General features: G+C 37.8%; 18 protein-coding genes and 1 tRNA gene. 9 read left to right on the forward strand and 10 right to left on the reverse strand.

Features of this window, described 5'->3' with window-relative positions:
- Window positions 1-59: 59 nt before the first annotated feature.
- The gene (gene polA / locus FG27_RS10985; RefSeq protein WP_037319007.1) at window positions 60-2,891 is read right to left on the reverse strand and encodes a DNA polymerase I; all 2,832 of its coding nucleotides are present in this window, start codon (window positions 2,889-2,891) and stop codon (window positions 60-62) included.
- A gap of 143 nt (window positions 2,892-3,034) precedes the next feature.
- Here polA and FG27_RS10990 point away from each other — a divergent pair, with 143 nt between their 5' ends.
- Window positions 3,035-3,964 carry an isoaspartyl peptidase/L-asparaginase family protein gene (locus tag FG27_RS10990; protein WP_037319008.1) on the forward strand — a complete coding sequence of 310 codons (930 nt, stop codon included), beginning with the start codon at window positions 3,035-3,037 and terminating at the stop codon, window positions 3,962-3,964.
- A gap of 132 nt (window positions 3,965-4,096) precedes the next feature.
- Here FG27_RS10990 and FG27_RS10995 read toward each other — a convergent pair whose 3' ends face one another.
- Window positions 4,097-4,954 carry a cyanophycinase gene (locus FG27_RS10995; protein WP_037319009.1) on the reverse strand — a complete coding sequence of 286 codons (858 nt, stop codon included), beginning with the start codon at window positions 4,952-4,954 and terminating at the stop codon, window positions 4,097-4,099.
- A 115-nt stretch (window positions 4,955-5,069) separates the two neighbouring features.
- Between FG27_RS10995 and cphA the strand changes: the two genes are divergently transcribed.
- On the forward strand, window positions 5,070-7,697 hold the full coding sequence (cphA, locus tag FG27_RS11000) for a cyanophycin synthetase (protein ID WP_037322180.1): 2,628 nt from the start codon (window positions 5,070-5,072) through the stop codon (window positions 7,695-7,697).
- A gap of 153 nt (window positions 7,698-7,850) precedes the next feature.
- Here cphA and FG27_RS11005 read toward each other — a convergent pair whose 3' ends face one another.
- A complete protein-coding gene (locus FG27_RS11005) occupies window positions 7,851-8,729 on the reverse strand; it encodes a N(4)-(beta-N-acetylglucosaminyl)-L-asparaginase (RefSeq protein WP_081912614.1) in 879 nt (292 codons plus the stop codon).
- Window positions 8,730-8,929: 200 nt separating this feature from the next.
- Between FG27_RS11005 and FG27_RS11010 the strand changes: the two genes are divergently transcribed.
- Together FG27_RS11010 and FG27_RS11015 are read left to right on the forward strand one after the other, a co-directional pair.
- Complete coding sequence (locus tag FG27_RS11010; protein ID WP_037319010.1) at window positions 8,930-10,153, forward strand: metallophosphoesterase; 1,224 nt, start codon at window positions 8,930-8,932, stop codon at window positions 10,151-10,153.
- 125 nt (window positions 10,154-10,278) lie between these two features.
- Window positions 10,279-10,575 (forward strand): co-chaperone YbbN, encoded by a 297-nt coding sequence (locus FG27_RS11015; protein ID WP_037319011.1) that lies wholly within the window; start codon window positions 10,279-10,281, stop codon window positions 10,573-10,575.
- Here FG27_RS11015 and FG27_RS11020 read toward each other — a convergent pair.
- Both FG27_RS11020 and FG27_RS11025 read right to left on the reverse strand, forming a co-directional pair.
- Complete coding sequence (locus FG27_RS11020; protein ID WP_037319012.1) at window positions 10,572-11,285, reverse strand: polysaccharide deacetylase family protein; 714 nt, start codon at window positions 11,283-11,285, stop codon at window positions 10,572-10,574. The genes FG27_RS11015 and FG27_RS11020 overlap by 4 nt on opposite strands.
- A 44-nt stretch (window positions 11,286-11,329) precedes the next feature.
- Entirely contained in the window at window positions 11,330-14,626 is a 3,297-nt protein-coding gene (locus FG27_RS11025; protein WP_037319013.1) for a DUF2723 domain-containing protein, read from the reverse strand.
- Between the two features lie 234 nt (window positions 14,627-14,860).
- Between FG27_RS11025 and FG27_RS11030 the strand changes: the two genes are divergently transcribed.
- A tRNA-Gln gene (locus FG27_RS11030) sits at window positions 14,861-14,933 on the forward strand.
- Window positions 14,934-15,011: 78 nt separating this feature from the next.
- Here FG27_RS11030 and FG27_RS11035 read toward each other — a convergent pair.
- Window positions 15,012-15,770, reverse strand: coding sequence for a DUF481 domain-containing protein (locus FG27_RS11035; RefSeq protein WP_037319014.1), 759 nt, complete (start codon window positions 15,768-15,770; stop codon window positions 15,012-15,014).
- A gap of 198 nt (window positions 15,771-15,968) precedes the next feature.
- Here FG27_RS11035 and FG27_RS11040 point away from each other — a divergent pair, with 198 nt between their 5' ends.
- The 4 genes from FG27_RS11040 to FG27_RS11055 all read left to right on the forward strand — a co-directional run bounded on the left by FG27_RS11040 (window position 15,969) and on the right by FG27_RS11055 (window position 19,822).
- A complete protein-coding gene (locus tag FG27_RS11040) occupies window positions 15,969-17,201 on the forward strand; it encodes a PAS domain-containing sensor histidine kinase (RefSeq protein ID WP_037319015.1) in 1,233 nt (410 codons plus the stop codon).
- A 30-nt stretch (window positions 17,202-17,231) separates the two neighbouring features.
- Complete coding sequence (locus tag FG27_RS11045; protein WP_037319016.1) at window positions 17,232-18,260, forward strand: response regulator; 1,029 nt, start codon at window positions 17,232-17,234, stop codon at window positions 18,258-18,260.
- An 84-nt stretch (window positions 18,261-18,344) separates the two neighbouring features.
- A complete protein-coding gene (locus FG27_RS11050) occupies window positions 18,345-19,088 on the forward strand; it encodes a universal stress protein (RefSeq protein WP_037319017.1) in 744 nt (247 codons plus the stop codon).
- Window positions 19,089-19,255: 167 nt separating this feature from the next.
- Window positions 19,256-19,822 (forward strand): carbonic anhydrase, encoded by a 567-nt coding sequence (locus FG27_RS11055; RefSeq protein ID WP_037319018.1) that lies wholly within the window; start codon window positions 19,256-19,258, stop codon window positions 19,820-19,822.
- Between the two features lie 181 nt (window positions 19,823-20,003).
- Here the strand turns inward: FG27_RS11055 and FG27_RS11060 are convergent, their stop codons facing one another.
- The 4 genes from FG27_RS11060 to FG27_RS11075 all read right to left on the reverse strand — a co-directional run bounded on the left by FG27_RS11060 (window position 20,004) and on the right by FG27_RS11075 (window position 22,818).
- Window positions 20,004-20,411, reverse strand: a complete 408-nt coding sequence (locus FG27_RS11060) for a group III truncated hemoglobin (RefSeq protein WP_037319019.1) — start codon at window positions 20,409-20,411, stop codon at window positions 20,004-20,006.
- Between the two features lie 9 nt (window positions 20,412-20,420).
- Window positions 20,421-20,702, reverse strand: coding sequence for a hypothetical protein (locus tag FG27_RS11065; protein ID WP_037319020.1), 282 nt, complete (start codon window positions 20,700-20,702; stop codon window positions 20,421-20,423).
- Between the two features lie 139 nt (window positions 20,703-20,841).
- Complete coding sequence (locus FG27_RS11070; protein WP_037319021.1) at window positions 20,842-21,420, reverse strand: YceI family protein; 579 nt, start codon at window positions 21,418-21,420, stop codon at window positions 20,842-20,844.
- A 129-nt stretch (window positions 21,421-21,549) separates the two neighbouring features.
- Complete coding sequence (locus FG27_RS11075) at window positions 21,550-22,818, reverse strand: hypothetical protein (protein WP_037319022.1); 1,269 nt, start codon at window positions 22,816-22,818, stop codon at window positions 21,550-21,552.
- Between the last annotated feature and the right edge of the window lie 10 nt (window positions 22,819-22,828).

Consider the following 22,828-nt stretch of genomic DNA (forward strand, 5'->3'; position numbering starts at 1 on the left):
GTTTTTTATTTTACTAGAGATTGCTTCAGTCGTGCCTCCATCGCAATGACGGAGAAATTCTAATGCGCTTCCAGCCAGTTATTGCCTTCTCCCAATTCTACGTCTAAAGGGACTTCCAGTTTGTAAGCGTTTTCCATTTCAAACTGAATCATTTTCTTTACTTCTTCTACTTCATCTTTATGGGCGTCAAAAACCAATTCATCATGCACCTGAAGTAACATTTTGGTTTTGAATTTTCCTTCCGTAAGTTTTCGGTAAATATTAATCATTGCCAGTTTTATAATATCCGCTGCGCTACCCTGTATTGGGGCGTTTACCGCATTTCTTTCTGCAGCGCCACGCACTACCGCATTTTGCGAATTGATATCTTTTAAATATCGTCTTCTTCCTAAAATGGTTTGTACATAACCGTTTTCTCTGGCAAAAGCAACCTGGTCTGCAATATAACCGGTTAACTTAGGGTAAGTTTTATAATAGGTGTCAATAAGTTCTTTTGCTTCAGAACGAGATAAATTGGTCTGATTGCTTAAGCCGAAGGCTGAAACACCATAAATAATTCCAAAATTCACAGTTTTAGCGTTGCTTCTTTGCTCGCGAGTTACTTCATCTATATTTACATTAAAAACCTGGGCGGCGGTAGAAGCGTGAATATCTTTGCCTTCTTTAAAGGCTTTAATCATATTATCTTCTTCGCTAAGCGCCGCGATAATTCGTAATTCAATTTGGGAATAATCGGCAGCCAGTAGAATATGATTTTCGTCCCGCGGAACAAAAGCTTTTCTCACCTGGCGACCACGCTCGGTTCTTATCGGAATATTTTGAAGGTTGGGATTGTTGGAACTCAATCTTCCCGTAGCTGCAATAGTCTGCACATAATCGGTGTGAATTCTTCCAGTGGGCTTTTGTACCTGGTTTGGTAAAGAATCAATATACGTATTTTGCAACTTCACAAGAGCTCTAAACATTAAAACATCTTCTACTATTTTATGCTCCTTCACCAATGCCGACAAAACATCTTCGCTGGTTGAATATTGGCCGGTTTTAGTCTTTTTGGGCTTTTTTACCAATTCCATTTTTTCAAATAGAATAAGTCCTAATTGCTTTGGAGAACTGATTTTAAATTCTTCCCCGGCTTCTTTATAAATACTTTGCTCCAAATCTTTAATGTCACTATCCAGTGCATCAGAAAGGGATTTTAGGAAATTTTCGTCTAATTTTATGCCTTCCAGTTCCATTGCAGCAAGTATCCTAACCAGCGGGATTTCAATTTCATCAAAAAGCTTTCGGGTTTCTGCTTCTTTTAATTCCTGCTCAAAGAATTTTTTAAGCTGAAGAGTAACATCGGCATCTTCTACGCCATATTCGGTTTGCTCTTCAACCGGAACCTCCCGCATCGATTTTTGATTCTTTCCTTTTTTTCCTATTAATTCTGAGATAGGCTGCGGTGTATAATTAAGGTAAGTTTCGGCAAGTACGTCCATATTATGACGCATATCTGGATTGATCAAATAATGCGCGATCATGGTATCGAAAAGCTTTCCTTTTATTTCAATATTATATTTTGCTAAAACCTTGATGTCATATTTAAGGTTTTGCCCAATTTTTTCAATTTTTTCATCTTCAAAAAACGGTCGCAACTCCTCAATAAGTTCTTGTGCTTTTTCGCGTTCTTCGGGAAAAGGCAGATAAAAACCTTTGCCGGGTTCCCAGGAAAATGCAATACCAACCAGCTCTGCTTCCAGCGCATTTAAACTTGTGGTTTCAGTATCAACGCAAACACTGTTTTGTTTTATTAAATTTTGAAGAAACATTTGCCTGGCCATTTTAGTATTCAGGCTTTGGTATACGTGAGCAGTATCTTTTAGAGATTTTCTTCCGCCAGAACTGGCTTCAATTTTTTCTGAATCGTCTCCTGAAAACAATGAAAATTGCCCTTCTCCGGCAGTTTTTGAAACTTTTTTAGCTGAAGGAGAATTACTAACCTGGGTTTGCTGTTGATCTTCTTCGCCGCTAAATAACTTTATAAATTGATCTTTAAGTCTTCTAAATTCAAGTTCATCAAAGATCTCCTGAACTTTATCTGAATCAGGTTGAGAAAGCTCATAATCTTCAGCGTGAAATTTCACATCACAATCGGTAAGAATGGCTGCCAATTTTTTAGAAAGAATTCCCTGCTCGGCGTGACTTTCAACTTTTTCTTTCATCTTTCCTTTTAGCTGGTCGGTATTGGCCAGCAGCTCCTCCATGCTTCCAAATTGTTTCAGGAATTTTTTGGCAGTTTTTTCGCCTACCCCGGGAAGTCCAGGGATATTATCTACGGCGTCGCCCATCATTCCAAGGAAATCTATAACCTGCTCTGGTCGCTCCACCTCAAATTTCTTTTGAACTTCGGGAATACCCCAAATTTCAATTCCGTTACCCATCCTTGCAGGGCGATACATAAAAATATTTTCGGTTACTAGTTGCGCGAAATCCTTATCTGGAGTTACCATAAAAACCTGGTAATTTTCCTTTTCGGCTTGTTGGGCGAGGGTTCCAATAATATCATCGGCTTCCATTCCGGCTAATTCCACTACGGGAATATGCATGGCTTTTAAAATATCCTGGATAATAGGAATCGCCTCTTTTATTGGTTCTGGCGTAGCGTCTCGGTTAGCTTTATATTCGGCAAACATCTCGGTTCTTGCCTGGCTTCCTTCTTTGTCAAAACAAACGGCAAGATGATCTGGTTTTTCCCGCCTAATTACATCAAAAAGGGAGTTGGTGAAACCCATTATTGCCGAGGTGTCAAAACCTTTGGAGTTTATCCTTGGATTTTTAATAAAAGCATAATAACCACGAAATATAAGCGCGTAAGCGTCCAGTAAAAATAAGCGTTTTTGAGCTGCCATCTATGTTTTTTAAAGTCTATAAAACTACAAAACTTATAGCTGCATTTAAAATGCAAGTTGTAATTTTCGGAAGTAAAAAAGGACTGTAAAATTGTTTTTGATTTTTCAATGAAATAAAAATTTCAGACTTAACACAGAAGAAGGTGAAAAAAATAGCATTGGCCATTCACGGCGGCGCAGGTACTTTATTAAAAGGAATGATGACTGCGGAGAAAGAGGTTTCCTATAAAAAAACATTGGAAGCAGCGCTCAACGCTGGATACAATATTCTTGAACATAATGGAAATTCGGTAGATGCAGTTGTTGAGGCTGTAAAAATGCTGGAAGATTCTCCTCTTTTTAATGCTGGAAAAGGCAGCGTTTTTACAAACGCTGGTACGCACGAAATGGACGCAGCGATAATGAATGGCGGCAATCTTGAAGCTGGGGCGGTTTCTTTAATTAGCGGAATTAAAAATCCGGTGTTGCTGGCCAAAGATATTATGGGAAAAAGCGAGCACGTTTTCCTTGCTGGAACCGGTGCTATGGATTATGCGGAATTATTAGGCTATAAATTGGAGCCTGAAGATTATTTTTATGATGAATTTAGGTTTCAGCAGTGGCAGGAAATCAAGGATTCCGGGAATTTTCAATTAGACCACAGTGTAAAAAAAGATTCGAAATTCGGAACGGTGGGTGCCGTGGCCTGCGACTTTGGAGGCAATCTTGCTGCAGCAACTTCCACCGGGGGAATGACCAACAAAAAATTTGGCAGAATTGGGGATAGCTCGATGATTGGTGCAGGAACTTACGCCAACAATAAAACCTGTGCTGTTTCCTGTACCGGTAGCGGGGAGTTTTTTATTCGCGCCGTGGTAGCCTACGATGTTTCCTGTCTTATAGAATTTAAAGGTTTAAGCCTAAAAGAAGCTACAGAAGAAGTAGTACAAAACCGACTTTTATCCATCGGTGGCGATGGGGGTTTAATTGCCATAGATGCTGAAGGAAATATTGCCATGCCTTTTAATACTGAAGGAATGTACCGTGCCAGTATAGACACACAAGGCAATAGAAACATAGCAATTTATAAGTAAACAACTTCTGGGGCAAGCCTTCTTCAATCTCAATTATCGACAAAATAACTGCATTTTTCCTGCAAGATTTTTAAACCCATTTGTGTTTTTTTAGAAAAATCCTGATTTTATATTTTTTCCATTTTCCCCGGTTTAGTCTATAAAACTTTTGGAAGAAGCCATCACCCTAATTTCCCGTTCTTTTAGATAATAACTATCTCCATCTGAAAGAACGTGCGTAATAAGGTTCGTCATAGTTAGGGGGGTTCCTTCCTTAAGCCTTGCGAAGTTATTGTGTTTCAGTTTTCCTGGATCAAAAACAATCACCATTCCCGAACCAATAATGTCGCATTCGTTTCCATTTTTAATAACAATGCCGGTGTCTTCCGCCAGTCCAAAACCAATAAGTTCGGGGAATCTTGCTACAGCTTCAGATAATCTTCCAAAGCGTCCGCGTTGTATAAAGTGAGTGTCTATAATAAGTTGGGGGATAAGGTTAAGTCCTTCGCGCAATTTAATCGCGCCTTTAATAAAAGATTCTTTACTGCTACCGCCGGTTATCATTTCTTTAGACATACACATAGCGCCAGCACTGGTTCCTGCCAGTACAAAGTTTTCTTCGTGGTAACGTTTTGCAAGTAAATCGTGAAAAAGGGTTCCTTTAATATTTCTGGTGATTTTATATTGATTTCCGCCAGAAAACATCACACAATCTGCTTCTTTCAGCAAGCTTAAATTTTCTTCAGAATTTGCTTCTTCTTTTGAGCCTATATAAAGGTGGGATACATTATTACAGCCCAACCTTTCAAAAGCATCCAGATAGCTTTGTCCTACTTCTTCAGGTATACCAGAAGCTGTAGTGATTATGAGTATTCGTGAGCCATTTCCGCCACTTTCGTAAACTACACGAGAGAGAATTCCCTGGCTTATGTAATCCAGTCTAAATCGGTCTGCTCTATGGAAGCCTTTATCTTCATTTCCACCAATGGGTATTAAAGTTCCTTTAATCATATTCAGTTTATAATTAGCCGTAAAAGTAACTTATATATGTCCGGCTTCAAATATTACGTACATTTAAATGCGGCTAAGAACAGGGCGCCAAAAAGATAATAACAGAAGTAATTTTATGAAGATACGGGAGATAAATGCAATGCGAGGTCCTAATTACTGGTCGGTTAGGCGACATAAATTAATAGTAATGGTCCTGGATCTTGAAGATATGGAACAGAAACCTACCGATAAGGTGCCTGGTTTTAATGAACGGATCAAGGCAATGTTTCCCAGTATGTATGAGCATAGATGTTCTGAAGGATGCCCAGGAGGGTTTTTTATGCGGGTAGATGATGGTACCTGGATGGGTCACGTTATAGAACATATTGCCTTAGAAATTCAAACCCTTGCAGGAATGGATGTGGGGTTTGGAAGAACCCGGGGTTATGGCGAAGAAGGCGTTTACAACGTAGTTTTTAATTATTTAGAAGAAAATGCGGGAAGATTTGCTGCTGAAAGTGCGGTACGAATTTGCGAAGCTCTTATAGCAGGAATTGACTACAACCTGGAAGCCGATTTGCAGGAAATGCGAGAACTTAGAGAATCTGAAAGACTTGGGCCAAGTACAGGATCTATAGTAGAGGAAGCGGCCAGCCGTGGTATTCCGTGGATTAGATTAAACCAATATTCTTTATGCCAGTTGGGTTATGGTGCAAATCAGAAAAAAATTCACGCCACCGTAACTAGCCAAACCAGTAGTATAGGTGTAGAATTGGCATGTGATAAAGAAGATACCAAATATTTATTGGAACAGGCCGAGGTGTTGGTTCCTAAAGGAAGGATTATACGTACCGAAAGAGAACTTAAAAAAGCGATAAAAGAGATAGGCTTTCCGGTGGTTACCAAACCTATAGATGGCAATCACGGTCGTGGAATTAGCGTCGATATTAATACGATAGAAGCCGCTGTAATAGGTTTTAAAGCGGCTAAAAAAGTATCAAGCTCAGTAATCGTAGAGAGTTTTATTACTGGTGACGATTATAGGTTGTTAGTAATAAACAATAAACTGGTAGCGGCGGCAAAACGTACTCCCGCCCACGTAATTGGTGATGGGAAATCCAGTATTCAGGAATTAATCGATGAAGTGAATAGCGATCCTAGAAGGGGTTACGGGCACGAGAAAGTGCTTACCATGATTACGGTAAACGATCTTACCAAAAGTATTATCCAATCTTATGGGTATACCCTGGAAACGGTAGTAAAAAAGGGAGAACAGGTTATATTAAAGGATACTGCTAATTTAAGTACGGGCGGAACTTCAGAAGATGTTACCGATATGGTGCATCCCGCCAATATTTTTATGGCTGAAAGGATTTCAAAAATAATAGACCTGGATATTTGTGGAATCGACCTAATGACTACCGATATTAGCAAACCTCTTGAAGAAACCAATGGTGCGGTAATAGAAGTGAATGCAGGCCCTGGTTTTAGAATGCACCTGGCACCTTCAAAAGGAATTCCAAGAAATGTGGCGGCAAATGTAGTGGATATGCTTTTTCCTCCGGGAACAAGTGCCAGAATTCCTATAATAGCAGTAACCGGTACCAACGGAAAAACCACCACCACCAGGCTTATTGCCCATATGCTTAAAATGAAAGGTCACCGTGTGGGGTACACCACCAGTGATGGTGTATATATTCAAAATCGAATGTTGATGAAGGGCGATTGCACGGGGCCATCCAGTGTAGAGTTTGTATTGCGGGATCCTACGGTAGATTATGCTGTACTGGAATGTGCTCGTGGCGGACTTTTAAGAGCCGGACTCGGATTTCATAGATGTGACGTGGGGATTGTAACCAACGTTACAGGAGATCATCTTGGGCTAAAAGGAATACACAGTATTGAACAGTTAGCTCGAGTTAAGGGAGTGCTTCCGGAAACGGTAGTAAAAGAAGGATATGCCATATTGAATGCTGACGATGAGCTGGTATTTAATATGAGTAAAAATGTAGAAAGCAATGTGGCCTTGTTTTCTATGGATGAAAATAACATCCATATAAAAGCGATGGCTGCAAAAGGTGGCTTGTCTGCTATTTATGAAAATGGCTATATCACTATTTGCAAAGGCGATTGGAAATTAAGGATTATAAAAGCGGTAAATGTGCCATTAACTTACGGTGGCAAAGCTGTTTTTATGATCCAGAATGTTTTGCCCGCAGTACTCACCGCTTATGTAAGAGGTTTTAGTATTGAAGACATTAAAGTCTCTTTGGAAACTTTTATACCCTCTCCCGGGCAAACTCCGGGAAGGCTCAATTTGTTTGAATTTGAAGACTTTCAGGTTTTAATAGATTATGCCCATAACCCTGCAGGTTTGAGAGCTTTGAAAGATATGGTAGCGAAAATGGAAGCCAAAACTAAAGTAGGGATAATTGCCGGGGTGGGAGACAGGCGCGACCAGGATACCCGGGAGATTGGAAGTATTGCTGCTGAAATGTTTGATGAAATTATAATTAGGCAGGATAAGAATTTAAGGGGCAAACAGGCTGATGAGATTATAAAAATACTGAAAGACGGGATTCAGGAGAATAATCCCAAAAAGAAAATAAGTGTTATATCTTCGGAAAAAGAAGCCATCACCCATGCCATTAATCATGCAAAAGAAGGCAGCCTAATAGTAATGTGCAGCGATATGGTTTTAGAAACGCTTGATCTTGTGATGAAGTTAAAAGAAAAAGAGGCCAGTAAATTATATGGTGTATAATTCTTGTATTTGCTTTTCGAAAGAACATTACGTTGTAGCCTAATCTGAAATGCTGTTTTATAACACTTTGATATTTTGTTAGTTAAAAATCGGCTTTTTTTAACGGTGAATTTTTCATCTAAATAGTTATCAATAGGAAATTCTTTGTTCTATTTATAGATAAGATTTACTGGGAATATTAGTGTTTTTATTATCCCTATATTCTACATAAGAATAACCTTCGTGAATGCAGTAAGAGCCTATATCTCCATTTTTGTTTAAGGCTAAGAAAGCTACCTGAAAATCTTTGTAATTCGGGTTTTGCTTAATAATTCTTTTTACAGCAGTTTCACAAGCTTCCTGCGGACTTTTGCCCTGGCGCATTAGTTCAACAATAAGAAAACTCCCAACACTTTTCATAATTGCCTCCCCCATTCCGGTGGCAACCGCACCCCCAATCTCATTGTCAAGGAATAACCCAGAACCAATAATGGGAGAATCACCTACGCGCCCATTCATTTTATAAGAAAGCCCAGATGAGGTACAGGCTCCGGCAATATCGCCTTTTTCGTCCAGGCATAGCATTCCAATAGTATCGTGATTTTCAATGTTAATTAAGGGTTTATATTCTTTGTTTTTAAGCCATTCCCTATAAGCTTTTTCAGAACTTTCTGTAAACAGTTCCTCTTTCATAAAACCCTGTTGCTGTGCAAATTGATCGGCTCCTTCGCCGGCAAGCATAACGTGCGGAGTTTCTTCCATCACTTTCCTTGCTACAGAAACAGCGTGGGTATTATTCTTTAAATAAACTACGGCACCTGCATCGCCGTTAGGTGCCATTATACAGGCATCCAAAGTCACATTGCCCTCCCTGTCTGGAGCGCCTCCCTTTCCTACAGTGGTGTTTTTTAGATTGGCTTCTTCAATTTTAACGCCTTCTTCCACTGCATCTAAAGCTGTGGCGCCTGAATATAACATCTCTCCTGCTTTTAGAGTCGCCTTCGGGAAATTCCAGGTAGCAACGCTAATTGGAGTTGGTTTTCGTTTCATCATATAAGCTGGGTATATAAAAATGAGATCGAAAAATACTTCTTATAGCTGGCATAGTCAAATTTTATAAGTCAATAGTATTTCTGGCATTATTTAGGCGAGGTAGTATTGGGTTTTAAGCCTTTCACAGGCGTTAAATTAAACCTAAACGAAATTTATAAAGTGATGATTAAAAGTATATTCGCCAAAAATTTAAATTGCTCATGCGCTGGATAATATTCATAGTCTTTTTCCTTTTTATAGAAATTTACGCCTACCAGGCATTAAAGACCATAACCCGAAACCATTGGGTGGTGATTGTCTATTTTTTAGTAACTGCGGCGGTATTAGGTAATTTCCTTTACCAATGGCTAGCACCGGTAGAAGGGAGTGTGCTTACGGGGGCACGTGGTTATGCCTTTGGGTTTTTGCTCTCGTTAATGCTTTTTAAACTTTTCCTTACGCTAATAATGTTTGGGGAAGATTTATTTAGATTAAGCCAGGGCGCATTTGAAAAATTTTCTTCTAAAGAAAATTTTTCCCTTCCTTCCCGTAGAAAGTTTTTGAGTCAGTTGGCGATGGGTATAGCTGCCATTCCTTTAGCTTCGGTTTTGTATGGAATGTACCAGGGAAGATATAATTTTAGGGTACTTAACTATACGCTATACTTTGAAGACCTGCCTGATTCTTTTGATGGTTACAGGCTTGCACAAATTAGCGACATTCACAGTGGTAGTTTTGATAATGAAAAGAAGATAAAATACGGGATAGACCTTCTAAATGAACAGGAGTCTGATATGGTAGTTTTTACTGGAGATTTGGTAAATAATGAAGCTTCAGAAATGAAACCCTGGCAGGAATTATTTGGTCAAATAAAAGCCAGGGATGGGGTTTATTCCATTCTGGGAAATCACGATTATGGGGACTATAAAGACTGGAATACAGCTGAAGAGAAAAAACAAAATTTAGATACTTTAAAAGAAACCCATACCAAAATGGGCTGGAAGCTCTTGCTTAATGAGCATAAATTTATTGAGCGAAACGGGGAAAAGATAGCACTGGTCGGTGTAGAAAATTGGGGAGCAGGCGGATTTAAGAAGGAAGGCGATTTAGATAAAGCAGGAAATGGGTTGAGCGAAAAAGACTTTAAAGTTCTTTTAAGTCATGACCCATCTTACTGGCAGGAGAAGATTAAGAAAGATCAAAAGAATTATCATTTAACACTTAGCGGGCATACCCACGGAATGCAATTTGGCATTGAAATTCCCGGTTGGTTTAAATGGAGCCCGGTGCAATATCGTTACCAGAACTGGGCAGGAATCTATGAAGAATTTGGTCGTTATATAAATGTAAACCGCGGATTTGGCTACCTTGCTTTTCCCGGGAGAGTAGGTATTTGGCCAGAGATAAGTGTGATTGAACTCAAAAAAGGCTCAAAACCTGCATAATCTGAAGAATTTACTATATTTGAGTTAGTGAATTCTCCGGAAATAAAATGAAGTGGGTTAGGATAATTTCAATCTCACTTTAGTGCGTTAGATTGAGGTATAAATTGAATTAAAGAAAAAACTACATGTCAAAATTTGGTGAATTAATAGATCTCAATATTCCGGTGTTGTTAGATTTTTATACCGAATGGAACGAAGATTCTAAGGCTATGAATCCCGTAATGCGGGAAGTTGCGGCTTCTTTAGGGAATAAAGCAAAGGTGATAAAAATTGATATTGATAAAAACTCACAGCTTGCCGAGGCGCTTCGGGTAAAGACGCTACCTACGTTAATTATCTACAAAGCAGGCGAAATGAAATGGCGCCAAAGTGGCGAACAGGATGCAGCTACCCTTGTAGGAATTCTTAAAGAATATATCTAAAGCGCTTTAAAACTGAAGCCTTTTTTAGCATAATAATCCAACACTTTTGGAAGCGAAAATTTCAGGTTTTTTGAAGCTTTTATACTATCGTGGAAAACAACAGTACTTCCTTCTGAAGCATTATTGGTCACATTTTTAAAGCATTTTTCTTTAGAAATTCGAGAATCAAAATCCCCGCTCAATACATCCCACATCACAATTTTATACCCCCGTTTTACAAGTTCTCCAGCCTGTGAATTTTTAATTTTTCCGTAGGCCGGTCGAAATAATTTTTGGTTTGAAGTTTCTGGTTGCGAGTTTTGGCTTCTTCTCGATTTCTTGATTTCTAATTCCTGATTCTTTTCTATATCAGCTCTGCTCTCATTTCTTTTTTCAGAAATTATTTCTTCGGTTTTAAGCACGTTCTCAATATAGGCTTTGGTATTGCTTTTCCATCCATTTATATGATTAAAGGTGTGATTTCCTATGCTATGCCCGCGATTGATAATCTCCTGAAATATGTCAGGATTTTTCTGAATATTTTCGCCTATGCAAAAAAAAGTGGCTTTGGCATTATAGCCTTCTAATTGCTCGAGAACCCAGGGTGTGATCTCCGGAATTGGGCCATCGTCAAAAGTGAGGTAAATAGTATTAGACTCTTCGATTCTGGTAATGCGATTCGGGTAGAGCCTCTTTAGTAGATAAGGATATTTTACAAAAAATGGATTCATAAGAAAACCTGCGGAAGTGTCTAGAACCTCCGCAGGTTAATATTTTATTCTGAAGAATCTATTCTAAGCGAATTATTCCCCTGATTTAATTCTGGGTTTATTCCTTGCTCCAGTAAGATTTCCTCAGGATCCTGCGGATTTATTTCCTCTTCTTCACCATAGAAATGGCGAAAAAGCTCCAGGTGCTCATTAAACTCTTCGGCTTTCTCTTTGAGTATTTCTTCATCCTGGTGCGCTACCAAAAGATCTACAAGGGCACGGTAGCGTTCAATATCTGATACAATTTCGCTAAAATACCTGTATTGTCTATCTATATCCCAGGTACTATAGTATTGTAATTTCTCTTGATAACTAGTTGCGATTTTTTCCCAGATCTCTCTTGCTTTTTCAGGCTCACCAACATCGTAATAACCGCTCACATAAGGTTCTAAAAGCGCATAATAGCTATAATGTTCTACCGGCATATTTTCCATAGCTAGGTCCAGCACATTTTTTGCGCGGGTGGTATCCTGTTCATTCAGCAGATTTTCTACAAGCCTCGCCAGGTTGCTTCGGTAAGTTATAGAATTCCTACGTGTTTCAGTATCATGATAAATATCGTCTGATCCCATATTACCCCAATCCCAGTTCATCACAATATCATACATCTTGTTGGTGTTAATACGTCCCATATCATAAGGATTTCGCTTGTCTATAGGAGTTTTTATAGGCACCAGTTTATAGGCAACACCTTCTAGTTGAAGATATTCCTTCATCCATAAATAATCTTCATCGCTAAAGCTCCCACCTGAGAAATAGATTGGTCGTTGCCAATTGTTATTAGCAAGAATATCTAACATCATTAAGGTGTTCTTATAAATAACCTGGGATTCTAAATTGATCACAATTTCATCAACAATTTGATCGGCAAATCGCTCTTCAACGATCCCATTTTCTAAAACAGCTTCTTTATCTACAGGAATACGAATATTCTTAGAGGGGAACGTATTAATCATTTGGCCGCTTTGTAATTCGGCCTGTGTTCTTGGATCGTTGTTTTGAATATAATTTAACCAGGTTTTTATGGGCAGGGTATCTTTTGTGACTTCCCTTGCAAAAACAGCGTCATTAACTCCGTTGTAATCCTTGTTTTCAAATTGTGACGGAATTGGGTCGCTATCAAAAGCTTTTCGCTTCATTTGATCTATATACCAATCGGTAGCGAAAAGACTGGTATTGACTACTCTTACATCTGTTCTGTAGCGTTCTATTTGCTGTACATACCAAAGGGCAAAGGTGTCATTATCTCCAATGGTGAAAATTATACCATTTTCGTCTATAGAATCAAGGTACATTTTTGCCATGGTGAGGGTAGAATCTCTTCCGCTACGGTCGTGATCGTCCCAGTTTTCTGTAGCTAAAAGCACCGGTACTGCCAGGATTGATGCGGCAATTACAATAGGCGCGGCAAGTTTTGGTTTTAGGAATTTCTTGGCCCAATCAAAGAGGGCATATGCCCCGAAGCCTATCCAGATCGCAAATACATAGAATGAGCCAACTAAAGCATAATCACGTTCGCGAGGTTCAAAAGGTCTTTCGTTTAAATATATTTTTAATGCAATTCCTGTGAAAAGGAAAAATACAAGTAGTACCCAGAAATTATTTTTGTCTCTTTTAAATTGAAAAACAAGTCCAATTAACCCTAAAATTAAGGGTAAGAAATAGTAAGTGTTTCGGGCTTTATTATTCTTTACATCGCTGGGAAGATTATCTTGAGGACCAATATGCATCTCGTCTATAAAATTGATGCCACTAAGCCAGTTACCGTGCAAATCGGTATATTTTCCCTGGTTATCGTCCTGTCGCCCAACAAAATTCCACATAAAATAACGCCAGTACATATAGCCGATTTGATACTCTAATAAATATGCGATATTTGAAGAAAAAGAGGGCTTTTCAATATTTAGATATTCTCCAAACTGTCTTAAAAAGTTGTGATAATCATTGTTGTCTAATTCTCCCTGTGCATACCTATTTTGAAACTCGTTTACTGCGCTAACCAGGCGTTCTTCGCCCTGGTATTCCTGTTTGATCGTGAAATCTAGAGGGCCGGTGAAATCCATATAATTGGCTGCATGTTGCGAACTCCATAAACGGGGTAAAACTGCTTTATGGGAATCATCAAGATTCTGTTTTGCGTTTTTATAATCGTTTACGATAATATATTTTCCGGCTTCTTCATCTTTTTCGTATTTCGGTTTTGCGTCAGTATAAGGATTGTTTTCATCCAGACCGGAATACATTTCAGAAAATTGCGGGCCGTAAAATAAATGGGTTTCCCCGTATTGTTCCCTGTTGTAATACGCTAAAAGTTCCCTGGCATTATCAGGACTGTTCTCGTTAATTACCGTTGGCGCATTAGATCTTATAGGAAGCATTACCCAGCTGGAAAACCCGATAAGTATAAAAAGAATACAAAGAAATAATGTATTTAGCTGAAAGTAATTTTTCTTCCGCGTATAGTTTATTCCGAAGTAGAAAGCGGCAACAATCGCTAAAAGTGCAATTACAGTTCCGGTATTAAAAGGAAGTCCCAGCGAATTGGTAAAAAATAATTCCGAAGCAGCAAAGAAGGTAAGTGTATAAGGTAAGAGTAATTTAAAGATGAACATTAGTACAGCAACCACCACAATATTGGCAATAATAAAATTCTTGACGGTAATTTTTTTGTAATTCTTAAAGAAGTATAAGAAGCCGATAGCGGGTATAGTAAGGAGCCCCATAAAATGTACTCCAAAAGATAAGCCTACAACTAGCGAAATTAAGATCAACCAGCGATTTCCACGGGGTTTAAACATATCTCGTTCCCAAAGTAAACCTAAATAAAACATAAGTGCCATAAGACAGGCTGCCATTGCATAGACTTCGGCTTCTACAGCACTAAACCAAAAACTATCGGTGAAAGTAAAGGCTAATGATCCAACCATAGCGCTTCCTAGCACAGCTATTTTATTAGCAGGTTTTAACTTCTCTACGGGTCCGGCAACTTTTAAAACCAATAGGCTTATAGACCAAAACATAAATAAGACAGCAAACGCACTTGCCGCCCCAGACATGAAATTCACCATTAATGCAACCTGTGAATTATCTGGTGCAAAGGCAGAAAAGAATGCGCCCAACATTTGATAAAAAGGTGCTCCCGGTGGGTGTCCTACTTCAAGATTAGCAGAGGTGGCAATGTATTCACCTGCATCCCAAAAACTTGCGGTAGGTTCCAAAGTGAGGGTGTACGTGGTAAGTGCGATAAAAAATACAAGCCATCCTAATATCTTATTCCACTTCCTGAAGCTAAAATCTGTCATTTTTGAGTAATGTTGAGTCTTATTTGGCGAATTTAATAATAAAATTGTGAATGCTTTAGTAACGGACTTTAAAACGGAATATTTTCTGAAAAGACTGAAAATTAAGCTGTTTTAAGCTGCTTCATTTTTAATAATTGCAGCAGTATCTTGCTTTGAAAAAATTGATTTTATTTTTTTCAGAAAAAGTTTGCGCAATAGAAAGTTTGTTTTAAATTTGCATCCGCATTACAGCATTGGCCTATGGTGTAACTGGCAACACGTCTGGTTTTGGTCCAGAAGAGTCTAGGTTCGAGCCCTAGTAGGCCAACAAAAAGAAAACCGAATTCTGAAAAGAGTTCGGTTTTTTGTTTTTTGGAAATTCTAGGAAGAGATTTTGATTACAATTCTAAAAACTAAACCCAAGCCCAATTTGTAACTGCGAGGTGTACTCTCTGGTGTTTAATGGTGTTTTGCTGTCAAAATAATAATCATAGATCATAAAAACTTTAAACCAGGCTGCCAGCGGAATATCCAACCGAAATTGTTCTAATATTCTGTAATCTTCAAGGTTTCTGTATAGGGGCTGGTAATAAACAGTATTCGTGATAGAAAAATTCTTTGATTTTGATAAATAGGAAACGGAAAGATAGGTGCTGTTTCTATGGTTGTAATCTGTAGTGCCGGCTCTATCACTGTATTCTACTTCATACAAATAGCTATTGCCAAGATATCCTGAAAAATTTTCGCGATTCATCCATTTCATTCTTAGGCCTGCGCCAATAAGATTTCTCTGCTCAACCACCAGAAGTTGGTTGTATTGGCCCTGTAAAAATGCTTCGAATCGTAGTAATGAGTTGAATTTATAATTAAAGCGTGTGTGCAAAAACCAGGAATTCTGCAGGTTACCACCATCAGAATCTATTAATCTATAATTTCCTAAAAATAGATAGGTCTTCTTAAAATCTTTAGATTTTAACTGGGTAGTTAAAGTTCCGTTTAATTGGTTTACGCTAAGGCCATCGTTGTTGGAGTGATTAAAAGCAAAATCGGCATTTAATACAAATCTTAAAGAATCGGTTTGAAGGCGTTTAGTCTCAATATTTACCAACTGGGCCTGGGCTGGAATAGATATTAATAAGAATAAGAAAATAACTTTTTTAAACATCTCAAGTTGTTGGTAGCGCAAAGATAGAAATCAAAAATTGGATGCTAAAAATGTTGAAGCCATAAAAGTGTGCATTTTCTCCCAGGAATCTCTTGAGTATTATTTCAACTTTTTATTACCGTAAATTTAAAATCTTCTTTTCTTAATAATTCGTTCAACAGTTTGTAATTTAGTTCAGCAAATCTTAACCAAAATATTGTGGCTGTAGAATTTTTTAAGGAGAATGAGCAAATATTCGACACTTTATTCGAAGCGGCTTCAGAAGGAGTTATCGTAGTAGACAGTAAACAAATAATCGTTACCGCCAATAAGGCAGGATTAGATATGTTTGGTTACAGCAAAGAAGAGCTTTTGGGGGAACACCTCAATATTCTTATACCCGTGCAATATAAAGCCAATCATCATGAACATTTTGATAAGTTTATGGAGCATAGCGAAAAGAGGCAAATGGGGCATGGGCGTGATCTTTTTGGAGTGAAAAAAGACGGAACACAATTTCCGGTTGAGGCGGGTTTAAACCCCTTTAAAGTAGATGGCGAATGCTTTGTAATGTCTTTGATCGTAGATATTACCATTAGAAAAGAAAACCAGCAGCGCATTAGAGAACTTAATGCAGAATTGGAAGGGAAGATCAAAGTTAGAACCCAGGAACTTAGGAATACGGTTGATGTCCTGGAGAAAGAAATCACCAAAAGAAAAGAAGCCGAAAAACGCATAAAATTAGCTTTAAAACAGGAAAAGGAACTCAACGAGTTAAAAACAAAATTCCTGTCTCTTGTTTCTCATGAATTTAAAACTCCATTAAGCGGAATATTGACTTCGGCTACTTTGGCTGAAAAATATACTAAAACCGAACAGCAGGAAAAAAGAACAAAACACCTAACTACCATAAAAAATAAGGTGCATTACCTGAATAATATCCTGAATGATTTTCTTTCTCTGGAGCGCCTGGAATCTGGTAACGTGAATTATAAATACACCGCTTTTAGTCTCAATAAACTGGTGAACGAGGTGATCTATAATGCTAACGTCACTCTAAAATATGGGCAGGACATAGAATATGATAATGAGATGAAAGATGTAACCTTATATCAGGATGAAAAAATTCTGGAGCTTATTCTTTCAAATTTAATTGGAAATTCAATAAAATACTCCCCTGAAGATTCCACGATATATTTTAGAATCTTTCCGAAGGATAAACAGATTATTTTTGAAGTTGAAGATGAAGGAATGGGAATTCCGCAGAAAGACCAAAAACATATTTTTGAACGATATTTTAGAGCTGAAAATGCTTTACTAAACCAGGGAACAGGTATTGGGCTCAATATTGTGAAGGTACACGTAGAAAATATGGGAGGTAGAATTAAGTTTGAAAGCATAGAAAACAAAGGCACTAAATTTACAGTAGTATTACCAAACCAAAATAGATAAGCCTATTATTTGGGTAAAATTTATAATCAGATGAAAATACTTTTAATTGAAGACGATGTAACCGTTAGAGAGAATACAGCAGAATTGCTGGAACTTTCAAATTATGAAGTAGTGACTGCACCCGATGGAAAAAAGGGGGTAGAAAAAGCCAAAGAAGAAATTCCGGATATTATTGTTTGTGATATTATGATGCCAGAGCTAGACGGGTATGATGTATTAACCCGACTTTCAGCAGATTCTAAAACCAACGGCATTCCTTTTATTTTTCTTTCAGCGAAAACCGAGCATAAGGATGTAAGAAGAGGTATGGATCTTGGTGCCGACGATTATTTAACCAAACCTTTTGAAGAAGAAGATCTTTTAAGCGCTATTGAAAGTAGGTTAGCGAAAATAGAAATTTTGCGGGCGCAGAAGCAGGAAAATGGTGGGGAAGCTGTTCAAAATTTATCGGCTTTTCGGGAAATGATGAGAAATAGGGAACAGGTGAATTTTAAGGCCGGTGAGAATATTTATGAAGAAGGAAAATCTTCCCTGCATTTTTATATGGTAGAACGCGGGGTGGTAAAAGCTCATAAATTTGATAGTCGCGGTAAAGAAATGATCACCGAGTTGTACAAAGAAGATGATTTCTTCGGAAATCTTAGTTTCAATAAAAACTCCGCTTATGGGGAGTATGCTACTGCTTTAGAAGACAGTGTGCTTTACGTGGTTTCAAAAGACGAGTTACGCGAAATTTTGAAGAATAACAGCAATATTAGTATGGAATTGCTGCAGGAAATGGGCGATCATTTAATGGGCGTTAAAGAGCAACTTATGGAAATTGCGTATGCATCAGTAAGAAGAAAAACGGCACGTACCATTTTACTTTTTGCACATAAAATAAAGAAAAATCCCTTGCATAGTATTCGTATCTCCCGGGCAGATCTTGCCGGGGTAGCCGGTATTGCTTCAGAAACTTTAATAAGAACCCTTTCTGACTTTAAAAAAGAAGGGCTTATTGAGATTGAAGGCCGAAATGTAAAACTCTTGGATGCAGAAAAATTAGAGCGGATTAGTTAATTTTTAAAGACCTGACGGCTATCATATTTACGATTGATCTTTCACGCTATTTTTGACCCAAATTAGCGCTGAAATTTCAAGCCCATGAATGTTTTAATACTTACAGATTTTTCTGCCCAGGCTTATAATGCTGCCCGGTATGCCCTAAATTCTACTTCGGGCTCTTCCAATTTCTATGTGCTTCACGCTGCTACAGGCGAAGCCGTTAAAATGAATGAAACCCTTTCAAAATTTGTTGCAGAACTGGAAAATGAAACTGCTGCAAAAGGCCATTCGTTTACTGCATTGCCTTTTGCAGATAATCTTATAAATGCAACCAGAAAAGCTGTATCAGAAAAAAGGATAGACCTTATTATTATGGGAGCTTCAGGAAAAAATACCTCGAATATTCAGGGTTTGGGGGGCAACACATGTAATGTAGTAAAAAAGGTAAAATGCCCGGTTTTGGTAGTTCCCAATTGTGATTTTAAGCAATGGCAGAATTTATATCTGCCTCTAGATCTACGTTTCCCGGTTAATGCGGAAGCTCTGCAATTACTACAGAAATTGCCAATTTCCTCTGATGTTGCTTTAAAGGTTTGGGAATTTGATTTAAATAACTCGGGCTCAAAAGCAGCAGATTTTAAATTACCAACTTATAAGCTTAGCCGGCAAACGCTTACTGAGGAATCAGATTTTTTAGATAAATTCTGGCCAGAAGCAAATGCAAAAGCCAATCTTATCGTATTTTTTGCCCGTCAACTTCATATTTCAGAAAAGCTTTTAAATCGGCTTTCGGCTTCAGAAACCAGGAAGCAGGAACTTCCTGTGCTTATACTACACGATTAAACTTATAAAGTTTGGTTAAAGTTTGCTTCAAGCCTATTAAAATTAGCTCTTTAAGCGATTGTGACTTTGCTAAATTTACCAGAAATCCTTATGTTTAGAAATGATAGGGAAAGCTGTATTATGCTTTCTATTCAGAAGAAAACTTAATCAAATTTAAATAAAATATTATGACTAAAGACGAAGTATTAAATAGACTTAAAGATGGTAATGGGCGTTTTACTGCCGATAATAAAGAGGGAAAATTACAGGATAAATCCCGAAGGGAAGAACTAACCAAAGGGCAATCACCTTATGCAATTGTTCTAAGCTGTGCCGATAGCCGTGTGGTGCCAGAGCTTGCTTTTGATTCTGGTCTGGGCGAATTATTTACCGTGCGTGTAGCTGGAAATATTGCCAACAGTTCTTCTATAGCAAGTATGGAATATGCTGTGGCGCATTTAGGAACTGAAATTATTGTAGTGATGGGACACGAAAGTTGTGGTGCTGTTACTGCTGCTATGAATGGTGGTGATAACGGGTATAACCTAAATCACCTTGTTTCTCACATTGCACCAGCCATTGCAGCTTCAGGTAAAGATGCTCATGTAAATGATGTTGTAAAGAAAAATGCACAACTAACTGCAGAAGAGCTTAAAACGCGTTCTACAATAATTAGAGAAGCCGCTGATAGTGGTAAAGTGAAAATTGTAGCAGCCTATTATAACTTAGATTCAGGAAAAGTAGATTTTCTATAAATCGAAATATATTTCAAAAGCCCTAAAGGTATTTGCTTTTAGGGCTTTTTTTATGTTCAGTTTTCTGAAATTGGGATCTAAAAAGTTCTAATTTCTTCATTCTGAACTTGTTTCAGGATCTAGGGTTTCCATTTGTGACAAATTGTATTCTGAAACAATTTCAGGATGAGGTTTTAAAATCTTAAAGAGAGCTACTTTTATTTATTTTTTCTCTCTCCTGGAAAATCTTCAAATACAAATGCGAAGACATTTTACGAGCATTATTTTTAGCCCGGTTTGCCAGTTCACCTGCGTATAATTCATCTATAGTTTCAAACCAAAGATTTAACCAGACCCCAAAGTGATAGGAGGAAATTTGCTGGTTATTTTCCTGGTCTACTTTTAAGTGCACCTTCTGCGGGTTTCCCTTATAAAGAGCTTTTAAAAAGAGATTACTTTCCCAGAAATCGGTTAACTTCTCGATATGTGCATGCCAATCGTGTATAACCTCATTAAAAAAATGACCAATTTCAGGATTCTGCCTTACTTTTTTATAAAATCCCGAAACCAGTAAAAAAACATCTTCCCGGGTTTTAATATCATTTTTCATAGAAAGGCTTTAAAAAATGTTTACAAGGATAAAGATAGAAGATACAGCAAGGCTAAGCAAAAGTGCATTAAAAACGATCTTTGGTTTAAACTGGGCTAAAATTACCGTATTAAATCCCATACAGGCAACAACTACAACAAAGAGTTGAAACATATCTACAAAGCTATGACCATTCATTAAAATTAGCATAGCAGCCACAGATCCTAGACAACTGGAAGCGATGATCCCCATTGCAGAATATCCTAAACTCATCTCTTCAAAATCTGCCAATAAAGTCTTGTAAAGTTTCATGATTTTTAGTTTTAAATTCTGAAGTAAAATTATCTAAATCACACAGCACATCTTATGATTAGAGTCATATATGAAGAAATTTAAGCATAAAAAAAGCCGAAAAAATCGGCTTCATGATTTTTAAAATTTAAGAGGGGAATTAAGTTTGAATATTCAGGTTGAAATTAATTTCAATTTCTTCATCCAAAACAATTAAACCAAATATTTTACTGGGAGCTTCCAGGTTAAAGTCTTTAATATTTAGCTGAAGTTTACCATCAAAGCAAAGTAATTTATCTCTGGTGATCTCCACCGGGAATTTATAGTCTTTGTCTATTCCGGCAATATTAAAAGTTAAGGTAACCAGGGCGTTTCCATCCCGGCTCATATCTATTTTTTTAAGTTTCAACAGAATTTCGGGATGTTTTTCAGACTTTAAGAGATCGTGAAAATCTTTGTTTATTTTCCGGTTTCCGCAGTCAAAATTGGCATTTTCAAGAGGTAGAATGCTGTTTTTGAAATTCAGAATATCTCCGTTTTCAGAATAATGAACCTTAAAGCTTTGATCTTTAAAATAAATGGTATTAAAATCACATTCAAAGTCGTTGATGTTGGTAGTGCCAGAAATACTAAGATTGCTATTGGGTAAAATGGCGATCTCCCTGGTTTCAAAACTGGATTGGGCTATACCTGAAACAGCAAAACATAATGCGAAGAAAAATAGGAAATAAGTTTTCATCCTGATTAATTTAAGGAGCATTTTTATAAATATAAAAAATCATAATTTGATTGTGAAACTGCTGAAAACAGGAAATAAAAAGCCCCGGCGAATCTCTTGGGAGATAGCATCCGGGGCTCAACATTCAACTTAAAAACTAATCGCTGCTTCTAGCATAAGTCCGTTGAATTGTCCCTCGTGGAAAATAGTTTCGGGATTAAATCCATTATATTGTTGATTCACATATTCCACTTTTGCAAGAATATTTTTAGTCATAAACCAACCTGCACTTAGCTGCATTCTGGAAAGATCTATATCGTTTCCATTAGCTTCTTCGCCTTCTACAGTGTTATATCTACCACCTATGTAGAAATTTTCATCCTGGCCAAATCTGTATATAAGTTCTCCCGCAAGTTGAGTGAATGATCTTGTGTCAGTTTCTGTTGAACGTTTACCACTAGAGTGCTCTACTGTTCCAAAGAATTCCAGACCACCATACTTTAAGAATGGGTTAATCATAAAAGCTGTAACCTCATTTCCAAAGTTAGGGTTGTATCTACCAGATCTAAAGTTACCTACTGCAGAAGCTTCTGGGTTTTCCATCACTAAATAGTATCTTGAACCCGCACGGTCTGCGCTGTAGAGGTAAGAAGTAGCAACCTGATTGGTGTGATAAACCGATCCTGTTAATCTAAATCTTAAATCATCGGCACCAATAAATGGTTGATTGTCATATCCCAATTTTGCCAACCATGAAACTCCGGAAGCATCTGGGTTAGTTACAGACTGGTTTAATTTACCATTGGTAGCTCCAAGCATCCCGATAAATCCTCTATCACGGTAGTACACTTCAGCACCAACTTCAGTAGTGAAAGCATCCATAATTAAGTTTCCAACAAATGGGTTGTAAATAGCCTGGGCATTATCGGTTCTTTTAAAGTGAGCATCACCATAGTTATTTTCCATATGCCCAATTTTTACAGTCACTTTGTTCATAAGGTCTTCCATAAAACCAGGTCTTACGAATTCCAATTTGTCAATTTGAATATATCCATCCTTTACATAAGGTTCCGGGTGGTGCCGTGAAGAAAGATATGTTCTAAGGTGCATTCTAACTCCATCGTATAATTGAACATCAAGGTCTAAATTGGCAGTAGGCAGGTTAAAGTTGCTACCTATATCAATTAACGGCACACCAGAATTTTCGTGATCTAAAGCCTGGAACTGAATGGTAGAAGCTCCACCAACTCTTACTTTTACGCCATCAAAAGAAGTAATGGTGTCTTTCGGGGCTTCAAACACGTTAATTCCGCGTTGATCTCTTGGTCTCATATTATCCAGGTCCCTGTCCTGTGCTTGCATTTGTAAGCCAAACAAAACGAATGCAATTAAGCCGAAGTATTTGATTGAATTTTTCATCGTAATAGTT

It is taken from the genome of Salegentibacter sp. Hel_I_6, from assembly GCF_000745315.1.
Classification (GTDB): domain Bacteria; phylum Bacteroidota; class Bacteroidia; order Flavobacteriales; family Flavobacteriaceae; genus Salegentibacter.

Excerpts from the sequence above, each read along its gene's own strand:
- polA (WP_037319007.1), bottom strand. The coding sequence starts at position 2,891 with ATGGCAGCTCAAAAACGCTTATTTTTACTGGACGCTTACGCGCTTATA.
- FG27_RS10995 (WP_037319009.1), bottom strand. The coding sequence starts at position 4,954 with ATGATTAAAGGAACTTTAATACCCATTGGTGGAAATGAAGATAAAGGC.
- cphA (WP_037322180.1), top strand. The coding sequence starts at position 5,070 with ATGAAGATACGGGAGATAAATGCAATGCGAGGTCCTAATTACTGGTCG.
- FG27_RS11005 (WP_081912614.1), bottom strand. The coding sequence starts at position 8,729 with ATGATGAAACGAAAACCAACTCCAATTAGCGTTGCTACCTGGAATTTC.
- FG27_RS11010 (WP_037319010.1), top strand. The coding sequence starts at position 8,930 with ATGCGCTGGATAATATTCATAGTCTTTTTCCTTTTTATAGAAATTTAC.
- FG27_RS11015 (WP_037319011.1), top strand. The coding sequence starts at position 10,279 with ATGTCAAAATTTGGTGAATTAATAGATCTCAATATTCCGGTGTTGTTA.
- FG27_RS11020 (WP_037319012.1), bottom strand. The coding sequence starts at position 11,285 with ATGAATCCATTTTTTGTAAAATATCCTTATCTACTAAAGAGGCTCTAC.
- FG27_RS11025 (WP_037319013.1), bottom strand. The coding sequence starts at position 14,626 with ATGACAGATTTTAGCTTCAGGAAGTGGAATAAGATATTAGGATGGCTT.
- FG27_RS11035 (WP_037319014.1), bottom strand. The coding sequence starts at position 15,770 with ATGTTTAAAAAAGTTATTTTCTTATTCTTATTAATATCTATTCCAGCC.
- FG27_RS11045 (WP_037319016.1), top strand. The coding sequence starts at position 17,232 with ATGAAAATACTTTTAATTGAAGACGATGTAACCGTTAGAGAGAATACA.
- FG27_RS11050 (WP_037319017.1), top strand. The coding sequence starts at position 18,345 with ATGAATGTTTTAATACTTACAGATTTTTCTGCCCAGGCTTATAATGCT.
- FG27_RS11055 (WP_037319018.1), top strand. The coding sequence starts at position 19,256 with ATGACTAAAGACGAAGTATTAAATAGACTTAAAGATGGTAATGGGCGT.
- FG27_RS11060 (WP_037319019.1), bottom strand. The coding sequence starts at position 20,411 with ATGAAAAATGATATTAAAACCCGGGAAGATGTTTTTTTACTGGTTTCG.
- FG27_RS11065 (WP_037319020.1), bottom strand. The coding sequence starts at position 20,702 with ATGAAACTTTACAAGACTTTATTGGCAGATTTTGAAGAGATGAGTTTA.
- FG27_RS11070 (WP_037319021.1), bottom strand. The coding sequence starts at position 21,420 with ATGAAAACTTATTTCCTATTTTTCTTCGCATTATGTTTTGCTGTTTCA.
- FG27_RS11075 (WP_037319022.1), bottom strand. The coding sequence starts at position 22,818 with ATGAAAAATTCAATCAAATACTTCGGCTTAATTGCATTCGTTTTGTTT.